Annotated in this window: 17 protein-coding genes; 10 read left to right on the top strand and 7 right to left on the bottom strand. The window is 63.0% G+C overall.

Annotated features, from left to right (window positions below; translation table 11 throughout):
• Positions 1-54: 54 nt before the first annotated feature.
• From bioD to bioB, 5 genes are read right to left on the bottom strand one after another with little or no spacing between them, the layout of a single operon-like run.
• A complete protein-coding gene (gene bioD / locus BM416_RS22965; RefSeq protein ID WP_027605947.1) occupies positions 55-735 on the bottom strand; it encodes a dethiobiotin synthase in 681 nt (226 codons plus the stop codon).
• Positions 732-1,544 carry a malonyl-ACP O-methyltransferase BioC gene (bioC, locus tag BM416_RS22960; protein ID WP_092489564.1) on the bottom strand — a complete coding sequence of 271 codons (813 nt, stop codon included), beginning with the start codon at positions 1,542-1,544 and terminating at the stop codon, positions 732-734. Before bioC ends, bioD begins: the two co-directional genes overlap by 4 nt.
• On the bottom strand, positions 1,537-2,268 hold the full coding sequence (locus tag BM416_RS22955; protein WP_092489563.1) for an alpha/beta fold hydrolase: 732 nt from the start codon (positions 2,266-2,268) through the stop codon (positions 1,537-1,539). The genes bioC and BM416_RS22955 overlap by 8 nt, the downstream gene beginning before the upstream one ends.
• A complete protein-coding gene (gene bioF / locus BM416_RS22950; protein ID WP_092489562.1) occupies positions 2,261-3,442 on the bottom strand; it encodes an 8-amino-7-oxononanoate synthase in 1,182 nt (393 codons plus the stop codon). The genes BM416_RS22955 and bioF overlap by 8 nt, the downstream gene beginning before the upstream one ends.
• 46 nt (positions 3,443-3,488) lie before the next feature.
• On the bottom strand, positions 3,489-4,544 hold the full coding sequence (gene bioB / locus BM416_RS22945; RefSeq protein WP_065925417.1) for a biotin synthase BioB: 1,056 nt from the start codon (positions 4,542-4,544) through the stop codon (positions 3,489-3,491).
• A 92-nt stretch (positions 4,545-4,636) separates the two neighbouring features.
• Between bioB and BM416_RS22940 the strand changes: the two genes are divergently transcribed.
• The 5 genes from BM416_RS22940 to rarD all read left to right on the top strand — a co-directional run bounded on the left by BM416_RS22940 (position 4,637) and on the right by rarD (position 10,327).
• Entirely contained in the window at positions 4,637-5,374 is a 738-nt protein-coding gene (locus BM416_RS22940) for a ComF family protein (protein ID WP_092489561.1), read from the top strand.
• 52 nt (positions 5,375-5,426) lie between these two features.
• A complete protein-coding gene (locus tag BM416_RS22935) occupies positions 5,427-6,191 on the top strand; it encodes a TOBE domain-containing protein (RefSeq protein WP_092489560.1) in 765 nt (254 codons plus the stop codon).
• Positions 6,192-6,270: 79 nt separating this feature from the next.
• Positions 6,271-8,169 carry a PhoX family protein gene (locus BM416_RS22930; protein ID WP_092489559.1) on the top strand — a complete coding sequence of 633 codons (1,899 nt, stop codon included), beginning with the start codon at positions 6,271-6,273 and terminating at the stop codon, positions 8,167-8,169.
• A 175-nt stretch (positions 8,170-8,344) separates the two neighbouring features.
• The gene (locus BM416_RS22925; protein WP_015886213.1) at positions 8,345-9,319 is read left to right on the top strand and encodes a serine/threonine protein kinase; all 975 of its coding nucleotides are present in this window, start codon (positions 8,345-8,347) and stop codon (positions 9,317-9,319) included.
• Positions 9,320-9,442: 123 nt separating this feature from the next.
• Entirely contained in the window at positions 9,443-10,327 is an 885-nt protein-coding gene (gene rarD / locus BM416_RS22920; RefSeq protein ID WP_092489558.1) for an EamA family transporter RarD, read from the top strand.
• A 222-nt stretch (positions 10,328-10,549) separates the two neighbouring features.
• Here rarD and BM416_RS22915 read toward each other — a convergent pair whose 3' ends face one another.
• Positions 10,550-11,062: a glycine cleavage system transcriptional repressor gene (locus BM416_RS22915; protein WP_027605957.1), complete on the bottom strand. Its 513-nt coding sequence runs from the start codon at positions 11,060-11,062 to the stop codon at positions 10,550-10,552.
• Between the two features lie 266 nt (positions 11,063-11,328).
• Here BM416_RS22915 and BM416_RS22910 point away from each other — a divergent pair, with 266 nt between their 5' ends.
• A complete protein-coding gene (locus tag BM416_RS22910; protein ID WP_092489557.1) occupies positions 11,329-13,506 on the top strand; it encodes a malate synthase G in 2,178 nt (725 codons plus the stop codon).
• 118 nt (positions 13,507-13,624) lie between these two features.
• Here BM416_RS22910 and BM416_RS22905 read toward each other — a convergent pair whose 3' ends face one another.
• Complete coding sequence (locus BM416_RS22905) at positions 13,625-14,071, bottom strand: response regulator (protein WP_092489556.1); 447 nt, start codon at positions 14,069-14,071, stop codon at positions 13,625-13,627.
• Positions 14,072-14,317: 246 nt separating this feature from the next.
• Here BM416_RS22905 and BM416_RS22900 point away from each other — a divergent pair, with 246 nt between their 5' ends.
• The 4 genes from BM416_RS22900 to BM416_RS22885 all read left to right on the top strand — a co-directional run bounded on the left by BM416_RS22900 (position 14,318) and on the right by BM416_RS22885 (position 18,528).
• A complete protein-coding gene (locus BM416_RS22900; protein WP_175539091.1) occupies positions 14,318-16,240 on the top strand; it encodes a putative nucleotidyltransferase substrate binding domain-containing protein in 1,923 nt (640 codons plus the stop codon).
• Positions 16,237-16,944 (top strand): 3'-5' exonuclease, encoded by a 708-nt coding sequence (locus BM416_RS22895; protein WP_092489554.1) that lies wholly within the window; start codon positions 16,237-16,239, stop codon positions 16,942-16,944. The genes BM416_RS22900 and BM416_RS22895 overlap by 4 nt, the downstream gene beginning before the upstream one ends.
• Before the next feature lie 100 nt (positions 16,945-17,044).
• Positions 17,045-17,563, top strand: coding sequence for an RNA polymerase sigma factor (locus tag BM416_RS22890; RefSeq protein ID WP_027605963.1), 519 nt, complete (start codon positions 17,045-17,047; stop codon positions 17,561-17,563).
• Entirely contained in the window at positions 17,560-18,528 is a 969-nt protein-coding gene (locus BM416_RS22885; RefSeq protein WP_092489553.1) for a FecR domain-containing protein, read from the top strand. The genes BM416_RS22890 and BM416_RS22885 overlap by 4 nt, the downstream gene beginning before the upstream one ends.
• The last annotated feature ends 143 nt before the right edge of the window (positions 18,529-18,671 follow it).

Raw genomic sequence — 18,671 nt, 5'->3', positions numbered from 1 at the left:
GGCAAAAAGCCCGTTAAAAACACTAATGGCATAATGCCGTGCCGATAGCCAGAATCAGTCAAGCAGGTCCAGTTGCAGGTACTCGGCTACCGCCTCAGCGCCGGCGTGCTTGAGCTTGGGCACTCGTCCAAGGCATGGCGCGGGCAAACGCTCGGCCAGGGTGGCGAGGTTTTCTTCCAGACGAGAGGTCTTGGGGTCGATGATATTCGCCACCCAACCGGCCAAGGGCAAACCGTCCCGGGCGATGGCTTCGGCGGTGAGCAAGGCATGGCTGATGCAACCCAGGCGCACGCCCACCACCAGGATCACCGGCAGTTGCAGCGCCATGGCCAGGTCCGACAGGTTGTCCTGGTCAGCCAACGGCACACGCCAACCGCCTGCGCCTTCGATGAGGGTGAAATCCGCCTGACGCGCCAGAATCTGCTGCATGGGTTTCAACAACGACTGCACCGTCAGCGCGACGCCGGCCTCCCGCGCGGCCAGATGGGGCGCGATGGCGGGTTCGAACGCCACCGGGTTGACCTCGGCATAACTCAACGGCAATGAACACTCGGCCAGCAGCGCCAGGGCATCGGCGTTGCGCAAGCCCTTGGCCGTGACCTGGCAGCCGGAAGCCACGGGCTTTCCAGCCGCAGTGCTTCTGCCCGCTTGCCGGGCGGCGTGCAACAGGCCGGCGGCGATAGTGGTCTTGCCGACATCCGTATCGGTGCCGGTGATGAAATAGGCGGCGCTCATAGGGGCTTCTCCAGGACGGCGTACACCACTTGATACGTGGCCGGCAGTCCCTCGGCCTGACGGAACTGCTCGTAGGCGTCTACCAGTGCAACAATCCGCGCACGGCCCGTCAACCCTCCCGGGCGGCCCGGATTGAGATTATGCGCCCCCAGCGCCTTGAGCTCATGGGTCAGGCTGCGCACATCCGGGTAATGCAGCACATGGGCACTCCGCTCCAGGCTGACCACGCGCAAACCACTGGCCGCGCACAACTGCTGGTACGCCTCGAAAGTGCGGAAGCGATTGACGTGCACCAGGCCATCCGCCGCCCGCCAGCTTTCGCGCAGCTCATCCAGCGTCCCGACGCACAAACTGGCGAACGCCAGCACGCCACCCGGTTGCAGCACGCGATAGGCCTCGCTGAGCACCGCCTCGAAGTTCGCACACCACTGCACCGCCAGGCTGGAGAAGAGCAGCTCGAAGCTCTCGGCTTTCAGCGGCAAGCGTTCTGCATCGCCCGCGACAAAATGATGTGCGCCACCCAAAGGCCACGCATGGTTAAGCATGCCCTCGGCAATATCCAGCGCCACACCTTGGCTGGCGGGCAACAACTCGCCCAGCACACGGCTGAAATAACCCGTGCCGCAGCCCATATCCAGCCAATGCCGTGGCGCACACGCTGATGGCAGCCGGGCCAGCAGCCCATGCCCTACGGCTCGCTGTAACTCGGCGACGCTGTCGTAACTGGCCGCCGCACGGGAAAACGACGCCGCCACCTGACGTTTGTCCGGCAAGGCGCCCGGCAGGAAGGGCTGGGATAAATCAGTCATCGACGCACTCATGCAAAAAAGCCTGGATGGCCCCCGCTACACCGTGGGGGTCTTCCAGAAGAAAAGCGTGACCAGCCTGTTCAATCAGGCCGATTTCCACATCCGGCAGCAGCCTCAGCAGGTCGCTGGCGGCTTCGGCGGGCACCAATCCGTCCATGCCGGCGAACAGGTGCAACTGTGGGCCGCGATAAGCCAGCAAGGCTTCGCGGGTATCCAGTTGGGCCAGCAGTTCCAGGCCGGGCATCAACACGCTGGACGCTGAATGCGGCGCGCCGCTGACCAGCAGGCGCGACAGCCCCCGCGGGTCTTCGGCGCCCTTGGCGCACAACAGGCCGAAGCGCTTGAGGGTGACTTGGGAGTCGGCATGGCAGCCGGCCAGGAACGCATCGAAGGTCGCGGCGGGCATCCCATGGGGCCAGCCGTCGTGGGCGACGAAACACGGGTTGCTCGCCAGGGTCAGCAAGCCGCAGCAACGCTCGCCGCGCCGCGCCGCCAGTTCTGCAGCGAGCATGCCGCCCAGGGACCAGCCGCCCAGCCAGGCGTTGTCGGGCAGGGTAGCGTCGAGTTCGTCGAGCCATTCATCGAGGTCGCTGGAATCAAGCGCCGGCAATGGCTCGACCTGCACCTGCAGGTGTGCGTCCAGGCCACGCAAGGCAGCGGCCAAAGGCTCCAGCGGCGATACGCCGAGGCCCCAGCCGGGCAGCAGGATCAGTCGATCACGCATGCTCGGGCTCCATGGCACCAGACAAGCGGAAACACTCTTCCAATGCGTTTAACAATAGCTGCACCTGCGCTTCGCTGTGGGCTGCGGTCAAGGTCACGCGCAAACGCGCGCTGCCGGCAGGTACGGTGGGCGGGCGGATCGCCGTGACCATCAGGCCGCGCTCACGCAGCATCCGCGACAGCCGCACGGCCTTGGCACTGTCGCCGATCAGGATCGGCTGGATCGGTGTAAAGCTGTCCATCAAGTCCAGGCCAAGCTGCTCGGCGCCCTGGCGAAACTGACGAATCAGGCGGTCGAGGTGTTCGCGCCGCCAATGTTCGGTGCGTAGCAGCTCCAGGCTTTTCAGGGTGGCGCAGGCCAGCGCCGGCGGTTGGCTGGTGGTGTAGATATACGGCCGGGCAAACTGGATCAGGCTTTCGACCAGGTCCTCACTGCCCGCGACAAACGCGCCCGCCGTGCCGAACGCTTTGCCCAGGGTGCCGACCAATACCGGCACGTCGTCCTGACTCAAGCCGAAATGCTCGACGATCCCACCGCCGTTAGCACCGAGCGGACCAAAGCCATGGGCATCATCCACCATCAACCAGGCGCCTTTGGCCCGGGCGGCACGGGCCAGCGTCGGCAGGTCGGCCAGATCGCCGTCCATGCTGAACACGCCATCGGTGACCACCAGCGTATTACCGGTGGCTTTCTCCAGGCGCTTGGCCAGGCTGATCGCATCGTTGTGCTGGTAGCGATTGAAGCGCGCACCGGACAGCAAGCCGGCATCCAGCAGCGAGGCATGGTTGAGACGGTCCTCCAGCACCGTATCGCCCTGCCCCACCAACGCCGTGACCGCACCAAGGTTGGCCATGTAGCCGGTGGTAAACAGCAACGCTCGCGGGCGGCCGGTAAAGTCGGCCAGCGCCTCCTCCAGTTCATGGTGCGGCGTGGCATGGCCCACCACCAAGTGCGAAGCCCCGCCGCCCACGCCCCAACGCGACGCCCCGGCGCGCCAGGCCTCGATCACTTGCGGGTGACTGGCCAGGCCCAGGTAATCGTTATTGCAGAATGCCAGGAGGGGTTGACCATCAACCACCACCTCCGGGCCTTGGGGGCTCTGGAGCAGCGGACGTTGACGGTAAAGGTGTTCGGCACGGCGGGCAGCAAGGCGCGCGGAGAGATCAAAAGACATGCAGGCCTCGGGGTGGCAGGTGCAACTCGATCAAAACAGGTGGGAATCAAACAACGGCGTTATAGAACTGCTCGCTGCTCTTCTGCTCCACCAACGCCTGTTCGATGGCCGCCTGGTGCACTTCATCCGCATGCTCTTCACGGGCTTCCGGCAGGATGCCCAGGCGCGAGAACAGTTGCATGTCCTTGTCGGCCTGAGGGTTGGCGGTGGTCAGCAATTTGTCTCCGTAGAAGATCGAGTTGGCACCGGCAAAGAACGCCAGGGCCTGCATCTGCTCGTTCATGGCTTCGCGCCCCGCCGACAGGCGCACATGGGATTGCGGCATCAGGATGCGCGCCACGGCCAGCATGCGGATGAAATCGAACGGGTCGATGTCCTCGGCATTTTCCAACGGTGTGCCGGCGACTTTCACCAGCATGTTGATCGGCACCGACTCCGGATGCTCCGGCAGGTTGGCCAACTGGATCAGCAGGTTGGCGCGGTCGTCGAGGGACTCGCCCATGCCGAGGATGCCGCCGGAGCAGATCTTCATCCCCGACTCACGCACATAGGCCAGGGTTTGCAGGCGCTCGCTGTAGGTACGGGTGGTGATGATACTGCCGTAGAACTCCGGCGACGTATCCAGGTTGTGGTTGTAGTAATCCAGGCCGGCCTGGGCCAGGGCTGCAGTCTGGTCCTGGTCGAGACGGCCGAGGGTCATGCAGGTTTCCAGGCCCATGGCCTTCACGCCTTTGACCATCTGCAGCACATAGGGCATGTCTTTGGCCGACGGGTGTTTCCAGGCGGCACCCATGCAGAAACGGGTCGAACCGATGGCCTTGGCGCGAGCGGCCTCTTCGAGGACCTTCTGCACTTCCATCAGCTTTTCTTTTTCCAGGCCCGTGTTGTAGTGGCCCGACTGCGGACAATATTTGCAATCTTCCGGGCAGGCACCGGTCTTGATCGACAGCAGGGTCGACACCTGTACACGGTTGGCATCGAAATGCGCGCGGTGCACGGTCTGCGCCTGGAACAACAGATCATTGAACGGCTGCACGAACAACGCTTTGACTTCGGCTAAGGACCAATCGTGACGCAAGGTGGCGGTGGTGCTGGCGCTCATGGGCGATTCCTTGATTATGCTTTGGCAAGCGCTGCGGGAAGGGCAATACCCACAGACACGACACGGATGCTCGGCATATTTAAGGAAGATTCATGCACTGTCAACCAAGCTACAAACACGAAGTTTACATCTGGTCAAAAAACATACAGAAATGTTTAATCTGCGACGAGACGACTGAAACCGCTGACTGTGTGTGCAACGTCTGCGAAACCGAGCTGCCCTGGCTGACGGAGCATTGCGAAATCTGCGCCTTGCCTTTGGCGATGGACGGCCTGGTCTGCGGCCAGTGCCTGAGACAACCGCCCGCCTTTAAACACGTGATCGCCCCCTGGACCTACAGCTTTCCGGTGGACACCCTGATCAGTCGCTTCAAGCACCAGGCACGCTGGCCCCTCGGGCATATGCTGGGGCGCTTGCTGGGGCACTACTTGCAACATCGCTTCGACAACCACTCACTCACCCGCCCGGACATGCTGCTGCCGGTGCCCATGGCCCGCAGGCGCCTGCGTGAACGGGGCTATAACCAGGCGCTGATGCTGGCGCGCTGGCTCAGCGCCGACCTCGACCTTCCCCACGATGAACACCTATTGCAACGCCCTTATGAAACCGTCGCGCAGCAAGCCCTCGACGCCAAGACACGCAAACGCAACCTGCTCAACGCCTTCGCCCTGGCCCCGGGTGCCGAGGTGCGCGGCCGCCACCTGGCGCTGGTGGACGACGTGCTCACCACCGGCGCCACCGCCCACAGCCTGGCGCGGTTATTGATCAACGCCGGCGCGCGACAGGTAGACGTGTACTGCCTGGCCCGCACGCCAAAGCCTGGCACTTGACTCTCATGCCTCACGGCCGCAACGTCCGCTCATCCCACTACAGCGAATGCCCATGTCACTACCGACTCTGCTCAGCCAACATATTGTCCGCCGCCCCCAGCGTATCGCCCTGCTGGGGCATATCGCCGAGCAGGGCTCCATCACCCGCGCCGCCAAAAGTGCGGGCTTGAGCTACAAGGCCGCCTGGGACGCCATCGACGAGCTGAACAACCTGGCGCAAAAACCCTTGGTCGAACGCAGTGTCGGCGGCAAGGGCGGCGGCGGTGCCCGGCTCACGGCCGAAGGTGAACGGGTGTTGCGCCTCTATCAACGCCTGCAAGTGTTGCAGGCCGAGGTGCTCGGTTCGGACGAAGCCGCCAGTGACTTCAACCTGCTCGGCCGCTTGATGCTGCGCACCAGCGCCCGTAACCAGTTGCATGGCCAGGTCATTGCGATTGAACAGCATGGCCGCAACGACCTGATCCACCTGCAACTCGCCGGAGGGCTGACCCTGGCGGCGCAAATCACCCATGACAGTACGCAACGGCTGGAGCTGGAGGTCGGCGTGGAAGTTGTCGCGCTGATCAAGGCCGGCTGGCTGGAACTGCTGGCGCCCGACAAACCTGCAACACCTGGACACAATTGCATGAGCGGAACCGTCGACGCGATTCTCGCCGCCGAGGACGGCCCCAGCGAAGTGCGCATCGCCCTGCCTAATGGCCAGGTTTTATGCGCCTTGGCGCAGCCCGCCGCGCTCGAGGCCCTGGGCGCCGCCGCTGGCCAAACACTCCGCGTGCAATGTGCACCCAGTAATGTGCTGCTCGGCACGCCGGTCTAAGTCGGGCGGCGCTTCAAACTGCAACAATTTCGTCACGCCCGCTCCTTAAGGTGTCTGCAAAAACCGCAGGGAGCCTGACATGAACCTATTAGAAGAAAACCAAGCCACCGACCTCGAACAGATGGTCGGCCTCACCCGCCGCCGCTTCATCGGTGCCGGCGCCCTGTGCGGTGCGGCGATGTTCCTCGGTGGCAACCTGCTGAGCCGCAGCGCCCTGGCCGTCAACGCCGCCTCCGCCAGCCCGCTGCTGGGCTTTACCAGCATCGCCGCGGCCACCAGCGACACCATCACCCTGCCGCCGGGCTACAGCGCTTCGGTGCTGATCAGCTGGGGCCAGCCGCTGCACAGGAGCGCGCCGGCCTTCGACCCGTCCGGCAACGGCACCGCCAAAGCCCAGGAACAACAGTTCGGCGACAACAACGATGGCATGAGCCTGTTCGCCTTCCCCGGCGACGACAACCGCGCGCTGATGGCGATCAACAACGAATACACCAACTACCGCTACCTCTTCGCCCACGGCGGCGCGCCGCAATCGGCCGAAGACGTGCACAAGGCCCAGGCCAGTGAAGGTGTGTCGGTGATCGAGGTACGGCGCAAGGGCGATACCTGGCAGTTCGTCCAGGACTCGCGCTACAACCGCCGCATCCACGGCAACTCGCCGATCCGCCTGAGCGGCCCCGCCGCCGGCCATGAATGGTTGAAAACCAGCGCCGACAAGTCGGGCAAAAAAGTCCTCGGCACCTTCCAGAACTGCGCCAACGGCCAGACCCCATGGGGCACTTACCTGACCTGTGAAGAGAACTTCACCGACTGCTTTGGCAGCAGCAACCCACAACAAACCTTCGATGCCGGGCAGAAACGCTACGGCGTGGTGGCCGCCAGCAAAGAGATCAACTGGCACCTGCACGACCCGCGCTTCGACCTGGCCAAGAACCCCAATGAGCTCAACCGCCACGGCTGGGTCGTGGAAATCGACCCGTTCGACCCGCAATCCACCCCGGCCAAACGCACCGCCCTGGGCCGTTTCAAGCACGAGAACGCCGCGCTCGCGCAAACCCGCGACGGCCGCGCCGTGGTGTACATGGGCGACGACGAACGCGGCGAGTTCATCTACAAGTTCGTCAGCCGCGACAAGATCAACCACAAGAACCCCAAGGCCAACAAAGACTTGCTCGACCACGGCACCTTGTACGTGGCCATCTTCGATGCGGGCGATGGCAACGCCGATCATCCGAAGGGCAAAGGGCAATGGGTCGAGCTGACCCATGGCAAAAACGGCATCGACGCCAGCACCGGCTTCGCCAGCCAGGCCGAAGTGCTGATCCACGCACGGCTGGCCGCCAGTGTGGTGAAAGCCACGCGCATGGACCGCCCGGAATGGATCGTGGTCAGCCCCACCGACGGCCAGGTCTACTGCACCCTGACCAACAACGCCAAGCGCGGCGAAGACGGCCAACCGGTGGGCGGGCCCAACCCGCGAGAGAAAAACGTCTACGGCCAGATCCTGCGCTGGAAGGCCAACGCCGATGACCATGGCGCCGCGGACTTCAGCTGGGACCTGTTTGTGGTGGCCGGCAACCCGGGCGTGCATGCCGGCACGCCAAAAGGCGGCTCGTCGAACATCAACCCGCAGAACATGTTCAACAGCCCCGACGGCCTGGGGTTCGACAAGGCCGGGCGCCTGTGGATCCTCACCGATGGCGACTACAGCAACGCCGGCGACTTCGCGGGCATGGGCAATAACCAGATGCTCTGCGCCGACCCAAGCACCGGCGAAATCCGTCGTTTCATGGTTGGGCCGGTGGCCTGTGAGGTGACAGGCATCAGCTTCTCGCCGGATCAGAAAACCCTGTTTGTGGGGATCCAGCACCCGGGTGAAACCGGGGGTTCGACCTGGCCGGAGCATCTGCCGAATGGCAAGCCGCGCTCCTCGGTGATGGCGATTCGGCGGGATGATGGCGGGATTGTCGGTGCCTGATTGATCGCTATCGGGGGCAAGCCCCCTCCCACACTGGACCGCATTCCTACAGGATAAACGCGGTCACCTGGGAGAGGTTGCCCCCGATGCCAATGGCACAGGCGCCCCCTATCTCCAGCCTGGTGCGTTACCATACCCGGCCGGACGCGGCGACCTGCTGCGCGCAGGAGTTCGCATGGCCCATCCGTTTGAAACACTCACTCCCGACCTGGTACTCGACGCTGTCGAAAGCATCGGTTTCCTCAGCGACGCTCGCGTTCTGGCGCTCAACAGCTACGAAAACCGCGTGTATCAGGTGGGCATCGAAGACTCCGAACCGCTGATCGCCAAGTTCTACCGCCCCCAGCGCTGGACCAACGAAGCGATCCTCGAAGAGCACCGTTTCACCTTCGAGTTGGCCGAGTGTGACGTGCCGGTGGTCGCGCCGATGATTCATAACGGCGAAAGCCTGTTCGAACACGCCGGTTTCCGCTTCACCCTGTTCCCCCGCCGTGGCGGCCGCGCACCGGAGCCGGGCAACCTTGACCAGCTTTATCGCCTTGGGCAACTGCTCGGCCGCTTGCATGCCGTGGGTTCCACCCGCCCGTTCGAACACCGCGAAGCCTTGGGTGTGAAGAACTTCGGTCACGACTCACTCAATACCTTGCTCGAAGGCAACTTCATTCCCAAGAGCCTGCTGCCAGCCTACGAGTCCGTGGCCCGCGACCTGCTCAAGCGCGTGGAAGAGGTGTACAAAGCCACGCCGCACAAGAACATCCGCATGCACGGCGATTGCCACCCCGGCAACATGATGTGCCGTGATGAGATGTTCCACATCGTCGACCTCGACGACTGCCGCATGGGCCCGGCGGTGCAGGACTTATGGATGATGCTCGCCGGTGATCGCCAGGAATGCCTGGGCCAGCTGTCGGAACTGATGGACGGCTACCAGGAATTCCACGACTTCGACCCCCGCGAACTGGCGCTGATCGAGCCGCTGCGCGCGTTGCGCCTGATGCACTACAGCGCGTGGCTGGCACGGCGCTGGGATGACCCGGCGTTCCCCCACAGCTTCCCGTGGTTCGGCAGCGAGCGGTATTGGGGCGACCAGGTGCTGGCGCTGCGCGAGCAACTCTCAGCGCTCAACGAAGAGCCGCTGAAACTCTTCTGATTGCTTCTAATGTGGGAGGGAGCCCCCTCCCGCACAAAGCAGACCTCACTACCAAGCCAGTCCCATTGGTAGACAAATATCCTTACAATCGCCCTTTGTTAGCTGCCTAAGCAAGGATTCCGCATGCAAGCCGCCAACCCCCGCAAGGGGTACATCCTGGGCCTGAGCGCCTATGTCATCTGGGGTCTGTTCCCGCTCTACTTCAAAGCCATCGCCAGTGTGCCCGCCGCCGAAATCATCGTGCACCGAGTGCTGTGGTCGGCGCTATTCGGTGGTTTGCTGCTGATGGTGTGGAAGCACCCGGGCTGGTTCCGCGAACTGCGCGACAACCCCAGGCGCCTGGCAATCCTGGCACTCAGCGGTTCGTTGATCGCCGGTAACTGGCTGACCTATGTGTGGTCGGTGAACAGCGGGCGCATGCTCGAAGCCAGCTTGGGCTACTACATCAACCCGCTGGTGAATGTGCTGCTGGGCATGTTGTTGCTTGGCGAGCGCCTGCGTCGCCTGCAATGGGTGGCCGTGGGGCTGGCCGCAGTGGGTGTGGCACAACAGGTCTGGCAGGTGGGCAGCTTGCCGTGGGTATCGTTGGTACTGGCGTTGACCTTCGGTTTCTACGGCCTGATCCGCAAGCAGGCGCCGGTCAAGGCGCTGCCGGGGCTGGTGGTGGAGACCTGGATGCTGGTGCCGATTGCGGTGGCCTGGTTGTTGTTCAACCCGTCGGCCCACAGTGCACAACTGGCGTTCTGGAGCACATCCGAAGCCTGGTGGCTGGTGGCGGCCGGCCCGGTGACGTTGATCCCGCTGGTGTGCTTCAACGCCGCCGCACGGCATTTGCCCTACACCGCCCTGGGCTTTTTGCAGTATGTGGCACCGACCCTGGTGTTGCTGGAAGCGGTGCTGCTGTTCGGTGAGCACCTGGCGCCGAGCACGCTGATCGCGTTTGCCTTTATCTGGGCCGGGCTGGTGGTCTACAGCGTCGATGCCTGGTTGAGCGTGCGCAAACGCTGATCAAATAACGTACAAACCTCTGCAAGCCCCAGCCGGCCTGGCTTGCAGAGATCCACCCCAAGGTTATCCACAACCTGGTCCCCGCCATTTGTGCACAAGCCCTTGAAACTGCTCGTTTTTTGCTCAGTTGGCGCAGAAGCCCGGTGGACGTGGCCTGGCGCCGGGTCTCTACAGGTTATCCACAGGCCCATGCAAGATTTCCATGCATAACCTTGTGGGTGGTTATTCCTCGCTGTGCAGTTCCACCATCAGATCATCCGCCAGGGTTTCCAGGGATTCCTGCAACGCCTCCAAGGACAAGCTCGACGGCACCTGCAACAGTGCCTCGGCGCTGAACAGCGGATCACCGCTCATCGGTGCCGGGCGTACATCGGTGCTCAAGCGCTCCAGGTTGACGCCCTGCTTGCTCAACAGCGCCGTGATCTCGCGCACGATGCCCGAGCGGTCGTTGCCCAGCAGCGTCATCACGATCGACTTGGACGCCGATGCCTGGCCACTGCTGCCCTCGCCCACCAGCACGCGAATACCGTGTGTGGATAAATCCTCCAAAGCCCCCACCAAGGCCTGACGACTCTCGGCAGGCACGCTGACCCGCAGGATCCCGGCAAACTGCCCGGCCATATGCGCCATTCGGCTTTCCAGCCAATTGCCGCCGTGGGCCGCGATATTCTGCGCGATGCGTTCCACCAGGCCGGGTTTGTCGGCGGCGATAATAGTGAGTACAAGATGGTCCATGGCGAAGCCCTCTGAATTCAATCTACAAGGTGGACCCGGGGGCCCGCGAAAACAAATCGTGTACCATTTTTATATTTATCTGGAACAATCCAATAGTTTTTTGAGAACATCCGGTTCTCCGCTGTGACCGTACGACCAAAGTGGGTCGCTAAACGACGTATTTAGTCTAATTTTCACAACCGCAAGTCATCATGTAGTATGCCCTCCCGTGCACTACATAATGAAAATCCGAAACAGCGCATTAGCTCCGCAGAGTGAGGCAAGCAATGACTGAACACGTTCAAGTCGGTGGCCTGCAGGTCGCCAAAGTCCTGTTCGACTTCGTGAACAACGAAGCCATTCCCGGTACCGGCATCACTGCCGACCAGTTCTGGGCCGGCGCCGACAAGGTCATCCACGACCTGGCACCGAAGAACAAAGCCCTACTCGCCAAACGCGACGATTTCCAGGCGCGGATCGATACCTGGCACCAGACTCACGCCGGCCAGGCCCACGACCCGGTGGCCTACAAAGCCTTCCTGCAAGACATCGGATACCTGCTGCCAGAAGCCGCAGACTTCCAGGCCTCGACCCAAAACGTCGATGACGAGATCGCCCGCATGGCCGGCCCGCAGCTGGTGGTGCCGGTGATGAACGCCCGCTTCGCCCTCAACGCTTCCAATGCACGTTGGGGCTCGCTGTACGACGCCCTGTATGGCACCGATGCCATCAGCGAAGCCGACGGCGCCGAAAAGGGCAAGGGCTACAACAAAGTGCGTGGCGACAAGGTGATCGCCTTCGCCCGTGCCTTTCTCGACGAAGCCGCGCCGCTGAGCGCCGGCAGCCACGTCGACTCAACCGGCTACAAGATCGTCGACGGCAAGCTGATCGTCAGCCTCAAGGGTGGCAGCAACAGCGGCCTGCGTGACGATGCCCAGTTGATCGGTTTCCAGGGCCCTGCGGCCGAGCCGATCGCGATCCTGCTGAAACACAACGGCCTGCACTTCGAAATCCAGATCGACGCCAGCACCCCGGTCGGCCAGACCGATGCCGCCGGCGTCAAAGACGTACTGATGGAAGCCGCACTCACCACCATCATGGACTGCGAAGATTCCGTCGCCGCCGTCGATGCCGATGACAAGGTGGTGATCTACCGCAACTGGCTCGGCCTGATGAAGGGCGACCTCGCCGAAGAAGTGGCCAAGGGCGGCAAGACCTTCACTCGCACCATGAACGCCGACCGCGTCTACACCGGCGTCGACGGCCAGGACGTGACGCTGCACGGCCGTTCGTTGCTGTTCGTGCGCAACGTTGGCCACCTGATGACCATCGACGCGATCCTCGACAAACACGACAACGAAGTACCGGAAGGCATCCTCGACGGCCTGCTCACCAGCCTGGCGGCGATCCACAGCCTCAACGGCAACAACACGCGCAAGAACAGCCGCACCGGTTCGGTCTACATCGTGAAACCGAAGATGCACGGCCCGGAAGAAGCCGCGTTCACCAACGAGCTGTTCGGCCGCATCGAAGACGTGCTGAACCTGCCGCGCAACACCCTCAAGGTCGGGATCATGGACGAGGAGCGCCGCACCACGGTCAACCTCAAGGCCTGCATCAAGGCCGCCAGCGAGCGCGTGGTGTTTATCAACACCGGCTTCCTCGACCGCACCGGCGACGAGATCCACACCTCCATGGAAGCCGGCGCGATGGTGCGCAAGGCGGCGATGAAGGCGGAAAAATGGATCGGCGCCTACGAGAACTGGAACGTCGATATTGGCTTGAGCACCGGCCTGCAAGGCCGTGCACAGATCGGTAAAGGCATGTGGGCGATGCCCGACCTGATGGCGGCGATGCTCGAACAGAAAATCGCCCATCCACTGGCCGGCGCCAACACCGCCTGGGTACCATCGCCGACGGCAGCCGCACTGCACGCGCTGCACTACCACAAGGTCGACGTGTTCGCGCGCCAGGCCGAACTGGCCAAGCGCGAACGCGCGTCGGTGGACGACATCCTCACCATTCCCCTGGCCAGCAACACCGACTGGTCCGAGGAAGAAATCCGCAACGAACTGGACAACAACGCCCAGGGCATCCTCGGCTATGTGGTCCGTTGGATCGACCAGGGCGTGGGCTGCTCGAAAGTGCCGGACATCAACGACGTCGGCCTGATGGAAGACCGCGCCACCCTGCGCATCTCCAGCCAGCACATTGCCAACTGGCTGCGCCACGGCATCGTCAACGAAGCCCAGGTGATGGAAAGCCTCAAGCGCATGGCGCCGGTGGTGGACCGCCAGAATGCCGGGGATGCGCTGTACCGTCCGCTGGCGCCGGATTTCGACAGCAATATCGCGTTCCAGGCAGCGGTGGAGTTGGTGATTGAAGGGACCAAACAGCCCAATGGCTATACCGAGCCGGTGTTGCACCGTCGGCGTCGGGAGTTCAAGGCTAAAAACGGCCTGTAAATGAAAAAGCCCTGATCGTGAGATCAGGGCTTTTTCTTTGGGGCGGTGTTGTGGATGTACGCGGTCAACTGTGGGAGGGGGCTTGCTCCCGATGAGGCCCGTACAGACACTGCAAAAATCAGGAAGCCATCCCCAACTCCCGCTTGACCAACTTCGCCAACTTGACGCTATCGATCGGCTTGAGCAGGAAGTCCACCACACTCAAATGCATCGCATCAATCACATCCGGCGCTTCGGCATCCCCCGACATGATGATGATCGGCAGCGCCGCGCGGGTGGATTCGCGCACTTGCTTGATCAACTCCAGACCATTGCTGGGTTTCATGCGCAGATCGGTGATCAGCAAACCGATGGAACTGCTGGACTTCAATAAATCCCACGCAGCCTCGCCACTGTCGGCCGTCATGCAGCGAATGCCGTCCAAGCCCAGGATCTCCGCCAGCAGTTCACGCGCGTCCCTGTCGTCATCAACAATCAACACGCGTTGTGGCGGTAAATCAGGCTCCAGCATCACGGCGCTCAGCGCCTCGCGCTCGGCATCACTCAAAATATCGTGGTCGGACATACGTTTCTCAGCGGTTTTCGACAATCTTCCAGCACACTCGTCAGACATCTGCGGAAGGGCGTTCAATGTGCACTTCGTCGGAAAGTTTGCCTAGTGGGTGTTCTACGGGGTTTGGACGATAGTCGTGTAAGGTTTTTCCCTAGTTCTGCGGCATTTTCATCGACCTAGACTTACGTCCAATGGGCACCCGCCGCTCAGGGGTCGACCATGCAGGACGATAACGACAAAAAAATTGCGGTCATGGTTATGAGTAAAGCTGATGCCTTCGCCCAGGCGGGAAAAACTGCTGTCTTGCAGAACATCCACGGCACCCTGCAGTTCCTGCAACGCTTCCCACCGTTCAACCAGATGGAAAACGCGCACCTGGCGTTTCTGGTGGAACAGTGCCAACTGCGCTTCTTCGGTCCCGGCGAGAGCATCCTCAAGCCATCGGGCGGGCCGGTGGAACACTTTTACATCGTCAAGCAGGGCCGCGTCGTGGGTGAACGGCCGGACGCCACGCAAGCCACCTTCGAAATCACCACCGGCGAGTGTTTCCCCCTCGCTGCGCTGCTAGGTGAACGCGCCACCCGCACCGAACACAAGGCCGCTGAAGACACCTTCTGCCTGCAACTGAACAAGCCGGCCTTTATCAAGCTGTTCGCGCTGTCCAGCCCGTTCCGCGACTTCGCCCTGCGCGGCGTCAGCAGCCTGCTCGACCAGGTCAACCAGCAAGTGCAGCAAAAAGCCGTGGAAACCCTCGGCACCCAATATTCCTTGAATACCCGCCTGGGCGAATTGGCCATGCGCCATCCGGTCACCTGCAGCCCGCAGACACCGTTGCGTGAAGCGGTAACGCTGATGCATGAGCAGCAGGTGGGCAGCATTGTGATCGTCGATGAACACAAGGCGCCCCTGGGTATTTTCACCCTGCGCGACCTGCGCCAGGTGGTGGCCGACGGCACCGGCGACTTCAGCCAGGGCATTGAAGGCCATATGACCCAGGCGCCGTTCTTTTTAACGCCGGACCACAGCGCCTTCGACGCGGCCATCGCCATGACCGAGCGGCATATCGCCCACGTCTGCCTGGTCAAGGAACAGCGCCTGTGCGGCGTGGTGTCCGAGCGCGATCTGTTTTCCCTGCAACGGGTCGACCTGGTGCACCTGGCCCGCACCATCCGCAACGCGCCCCGGGTGGAAAACCTGGTGGCGCTGCGCGGCGAGATCGGCCAACTGGTGGAGCGCATGCTCGCCCATGGCGCGTCGTCTACCCAGATCACCCACATCATTACCCTGCTCAACGATCACACCGTGTGCCGGGTGATCGAGTTGACCCTGGCCGAAAAAGGCGATCCCGGTGTGCCGTTCAGTTGGCTGTGTTTCGGCAGCGAGGGCCGGCGCGAGCAGACGCTGTACACCGACCAGGACAACGGCATCCTGTTCGAAGCCAGGGACGCGGTGGAAGCCGCCGAGATTCGCGGGCGGTTGCTGCCCCTGGCACAGCAGATCAACCAGAGCCTGGCGCTGTGCGGGTTCAGTCTGTGCAAGGGCAACATCATGGCCGGCAACCCCGAGCTTTGCCTGTCGCGGGCGGAATGGGCGCGGCGGTTTGCGGCGTTTATTCGCGAGGCGACGCCGGAGAACCTGCTGGGCTCGAGTATCTATTTCGACCTGCGCGTGGTGTGGGGCGATGAACGCGGCTGCGAGCAACTGCGCCAGGGCATTCTCGACCAAGTCGGGGATAACCGGCTGTTCCAGCGCATGCTGGCCGAGAATGCCTTGCGCCAGCGCCCGCCCGTAGGGCGTTTCCGCGATTTTGTGCTGACCCGCAAAGGCGCGGAAAAGGCCACCCTCGACCTCAAGGTGCAGGGCCTGACCCCCTTTGTCGACGGCGCACGCCTGCTGGCACTGGCCAACGGCATCCACGCCAATAACACCCTGGAGCGCCTGCGCCAGCTGGTGGTCAAGGAAGTGATCGAGCCCCTGGACGGCGCCGCCTATGAAGAGGCGTATCACTTTATCCAGCAAACCCGCATGCAGCAGCATCAGTTGCAGACCCGCGAGAACCAGCCGTATTCCAACCGCGTCGACCCCGACAGCCTCAACCACCTGGACCGGCGCATCCTGCGTGAATCCCTGCGCCAGGCCCAGCGCCTGCAAAGCAGCCTGACCTTGCGGTATCAGCTGTGAGCTTGTTTGACTGGCTGCGCACGGCCAAGCCCAGACTCGATACCGCGCAACAACGGCGCCTGGAGCAACTCCCCAGGCCCGTAGGGTTGGGCGACAGCACGTTGCGCAGCCAACGCTGGGTAGTGGTGGACCTGGAGACCAGCGGCCTGAATCTCAACCGTGACCAGGTGCTGTCCATCGGCGCGGTGGTGATCGAGGACGGCGCGGTGGATTTTTCCCAACTGTTCGAGCGCACCCTGCACCGCGCCGACACCAAACTCAGCCCCAGCGTGCTGATCCACGGCCTCGGCCCCAGCGCCATCGCGGCGGGCAGCGACCCGGCCGAGGCACTGCTGGACTTTATGGAGTTCGTCGGCGACAGCCCGCTGCTCGCCTTCCACGCACCATTCGATCAACACATGCTGGGCCGCGCGCTCAAGGACAGCCTGGGTTACCGCCTGGCCCACACGTTCCTCGATGTGGCCGACATCGCCCCGCTGTTGTGCCCCGAGGCGCATATCCGCGAGGCCGGCCTGGACGACTGGATCAACCACTTCAACCTGCACGTGGGCGAACGCCATCACGCCAGCGCCGATGCCCTGGCCACGGCGGAGCTGATGCTGATCCTGTTCAGCCGCGCGCGTCAGCAGCAGATCGACACGCCTCAGGCGCTGCAGGAGCGTTTGAGTCAATGGAAACGGCGCAGGCACGCGCCATCATTTTAGTGTCATCTCCCGACGGACGCCAATTGCACCCGCCCCACGCCTCTGACACAATCGCGAATAATTCTCGTTAGTTTAAAACTCTTGTTTATTCGGTGATGCCTTGTCGTCGGTCCAGAACCCACACAGTGAGCTTGTTGGTGCGTTGTATCGCGACCATCGTGGCTGGCTGTTGGCCTGGCTGCGGCGCAATGTGGCCTGCCCGAGCCGTGCCGAAGACCTGAGCCAGGACACCTTCATGCGCCTGCTCGGCCGTGACGAGTTGCGCGAGCCCCGCGAACCACGGGCGTTTCTGGTGGCCATCGCCAAGGGCTTGCTATTCGACTACTTCCGCCGCGCGGCCCTCGAACAGGCCTACCTCAGCGAACTGATGCTGATCCCGGAAAGCGAACACCCGTCGCCGGAAGAACAGCAACTGATCCTCGAAGACCTCAAGGCCATCGACCGCCTGCTCGGCAAGCTGTCGAGCAAGGCCCGCGCCGCCTTCCTCTATAACCGCCTCGACGGCCTGGGCCATGCCGAAATCGCCCAGCGCCTGGGTGTGTCGGTGCCGCGTGTGCGCCAGTACCTGGCCCAGGGCATTCGCCAGTGCTATATCGCCCTGTATGGCGAGCCGCTGTGAACGTGATCAGCTCCAAGCCCGTGTCGGCCCGTGTCCTGGATGCGGCCATTGCCTGGCAGTTGTCCCTCGATTCGGGTGATGGCAGCGCGGTAGAGCGCGAAGAATTCAGCAAATGGCTGGCCAGCGATGAAGAGCACGCCCGTGCCTGGCGCCAACTGGGCATGCTCGACCAGCGTTTCAGCGTGGCCTCGGGCCCGGCGCGGGCGGCGTTGTTACAGTCGCGCGAGGGCATTCGCCAGCGCGTGCGCAAGCTCGGCAGCGGCCTGGCGAGCATTGCGCTGGTGTGCGGCCTGGCGTTGTTTGCCGGCGAGCGCTACGTACCGATCCACTATTGGCTCGCCGACCAGCGCACCGCCACCGGGGAGCAGCGCACGCTGAAACTGGCGGACGGTACGTTGATCAACCTCAACACCCACAGCGCCATCGACGTGCGCTTCGATGAGAAGCGCCGGCTGATCGTGTTGCAGGAAGGCGAAATCCTCGTCGAAACCGGCCACAACGATGCGCGCCCGTTTTATGTGCAAACCCGCGACGGCAGCCTGCGCGCGCTGGGCACGCGGTTTATCGTCAAGCGCGAAGACGACGCGACGCGCCTGAGCGTGCTGCAATCGGCGGTGGGCGCCCAGCCTGAGGCGCTGCAGCAGGAACAGGTGTTCAAGGAAGGCCAGCAAGTGCTGATGCGCAGCGACGGCCTCGGCCCTGCACTGGCCGTCACCCCCGCCAGCGATGCCTGGACCCGCGGCATGCTGGTGGTCGACAACGCCCGCCTGGGCGATGTGGTGCAGGAACTCAGCCGCTACCGCACCGGCCATCTGGGTGTGGATAAAAACGTGGCCGACCTGCGCATCACCGGCAGCTTCCCGCTGCACGACACCACCCTGGCGCTCAACGCGCTGCTGCCGACCCTGCCGGTGCAGATCGAACAGCACACGCCGTGGTGGGTGACGGTCACAGGTAAGCCTTAGGGTCTGTGGTAGCGGGGCTGTCGCTATCGGGAGCAAGTCGAATCGTCGCGCCGCCCCTCCCACAGGTTGATTTGCGAATACCTTCAAATGTGGGAGGGGGCTTGCCCCCGATGAGGCCCTCAAACCCACCACAAAAATATTTT

The sequence above is a fragment of the Pseudomonas sp. NFACC42-2 genome, from assembly GCF_900116055.1.
Classification (GTDB): Bacteria; Pseudomonadota; Gammaproteobacteria; order Pseudomonadales; family Pseudomonadaceae; genus Aquipseudomonas; species Aquipseudomonas marginalis.
Note: the sequence above shows the minus strand (reverse complement) of the source record. Positions and strands in the feature narration are given on the sequence as shown.

Excerpts from the sequence above, each read along its gene's own strand:
- bioD (WP_027605947.1), bottom strand. The coding sequence starts at position 735 with ATGAGCGCCGCCTATTTCATCACCGGCACCGATACGGATGTCGGCAAG.
- bioC (WP_092489564.1), bottom strand. The coding sequence starts at position 1,544 with ATGACTGATTTATCCCAGCCCTTCCTGCCGGGCGCCTTGCCGGACAAA.
- BM416_RS22955 (WP_092489563.1), bottom strand. The coding sequence starts at position 2,268 with ATGCGTGATCGACTGATCCTGCTGCCCGGCTGGGGCCTCGGCGTATCG.
- bioF (WP_092489562.1), bottom strand. The coding sequence starts at position 3,442 with ATGTCTTTTGATCTCTCCGCGCGCCTTGCTGCCCGCCGTGCCGAACAC.
- bioB (WP_065925417.1), bottom strand. The coding sequence starts at position 4,544 with ATGAGCGCCAGCACCACCGCCACCTTGCGTCACGATTGGTCCTTAGCC.
- BM416_RS22940 (WP_092489561.1), top strand. The coding sequence starts at position 4,637 with ATGCACTGTCAACCAAGCTACAAACACGAAGTTTACATCTGGTCAAAA.
- BM416_RS22935 (WP_092489560.1), top strand. The coding sequence starts at position 5,427 with ATGTCACTACCGACTCTGCTCAGCCAACATATTGTCCGCCGCCCCCAG.
- BM416_RS22930 (WP_092489559.1), top strand. The coding sequence starts at position 6,271 with ATGAACCTATTAGAAGAAAACCAAGCCACCGACCTCGAACAGATGGTC.
- BM416_RS22925 (WP_015886213.1), top strand. The coding sequence starts at position 8,345 with ATGGCCCATCCGTTTGAAACACTCACTCCCGACCTGGTACTCGACGCT.
- rarD (WP_092489558.1), top strand. The coding sequence starts at position 9,443 with ATGCAAGCCGCCAACCCCCGCAAGGGGTACATCCTGGGCCTGAGCGCC.
- BM416_RS22915 (WP_027605957.1), bottom strand. The coding sequence starts at position 11,062 with ATGGACCATCTTGTACTCACTATTATCGCCGCCGACAAACCCGGCCTG.
- BM416_RS22910 (WP_092489557.1), top strand. The coding sequence starts at position 11,329 with ATGACTGAACACGTTCAAGTCGGTGGCCTGCAGGTCGCCAAAGTCCTG.
- BM416_RS22905 (WP_092489556.1), bottom strand. The coding sequence starts at position 14,071 with ATGTCCGACCACGATATTTTGAGTGATGCCGAGCGCGAGGCGCTGAGC.
- BM416_RS22900 (WP_175539091.1), top strand. The coding sequence starts at position 14,318 with ATGAGTAAAGCTGATGCCTTCGCCCAGGCGGGAAAAACTGCTGTCTTG.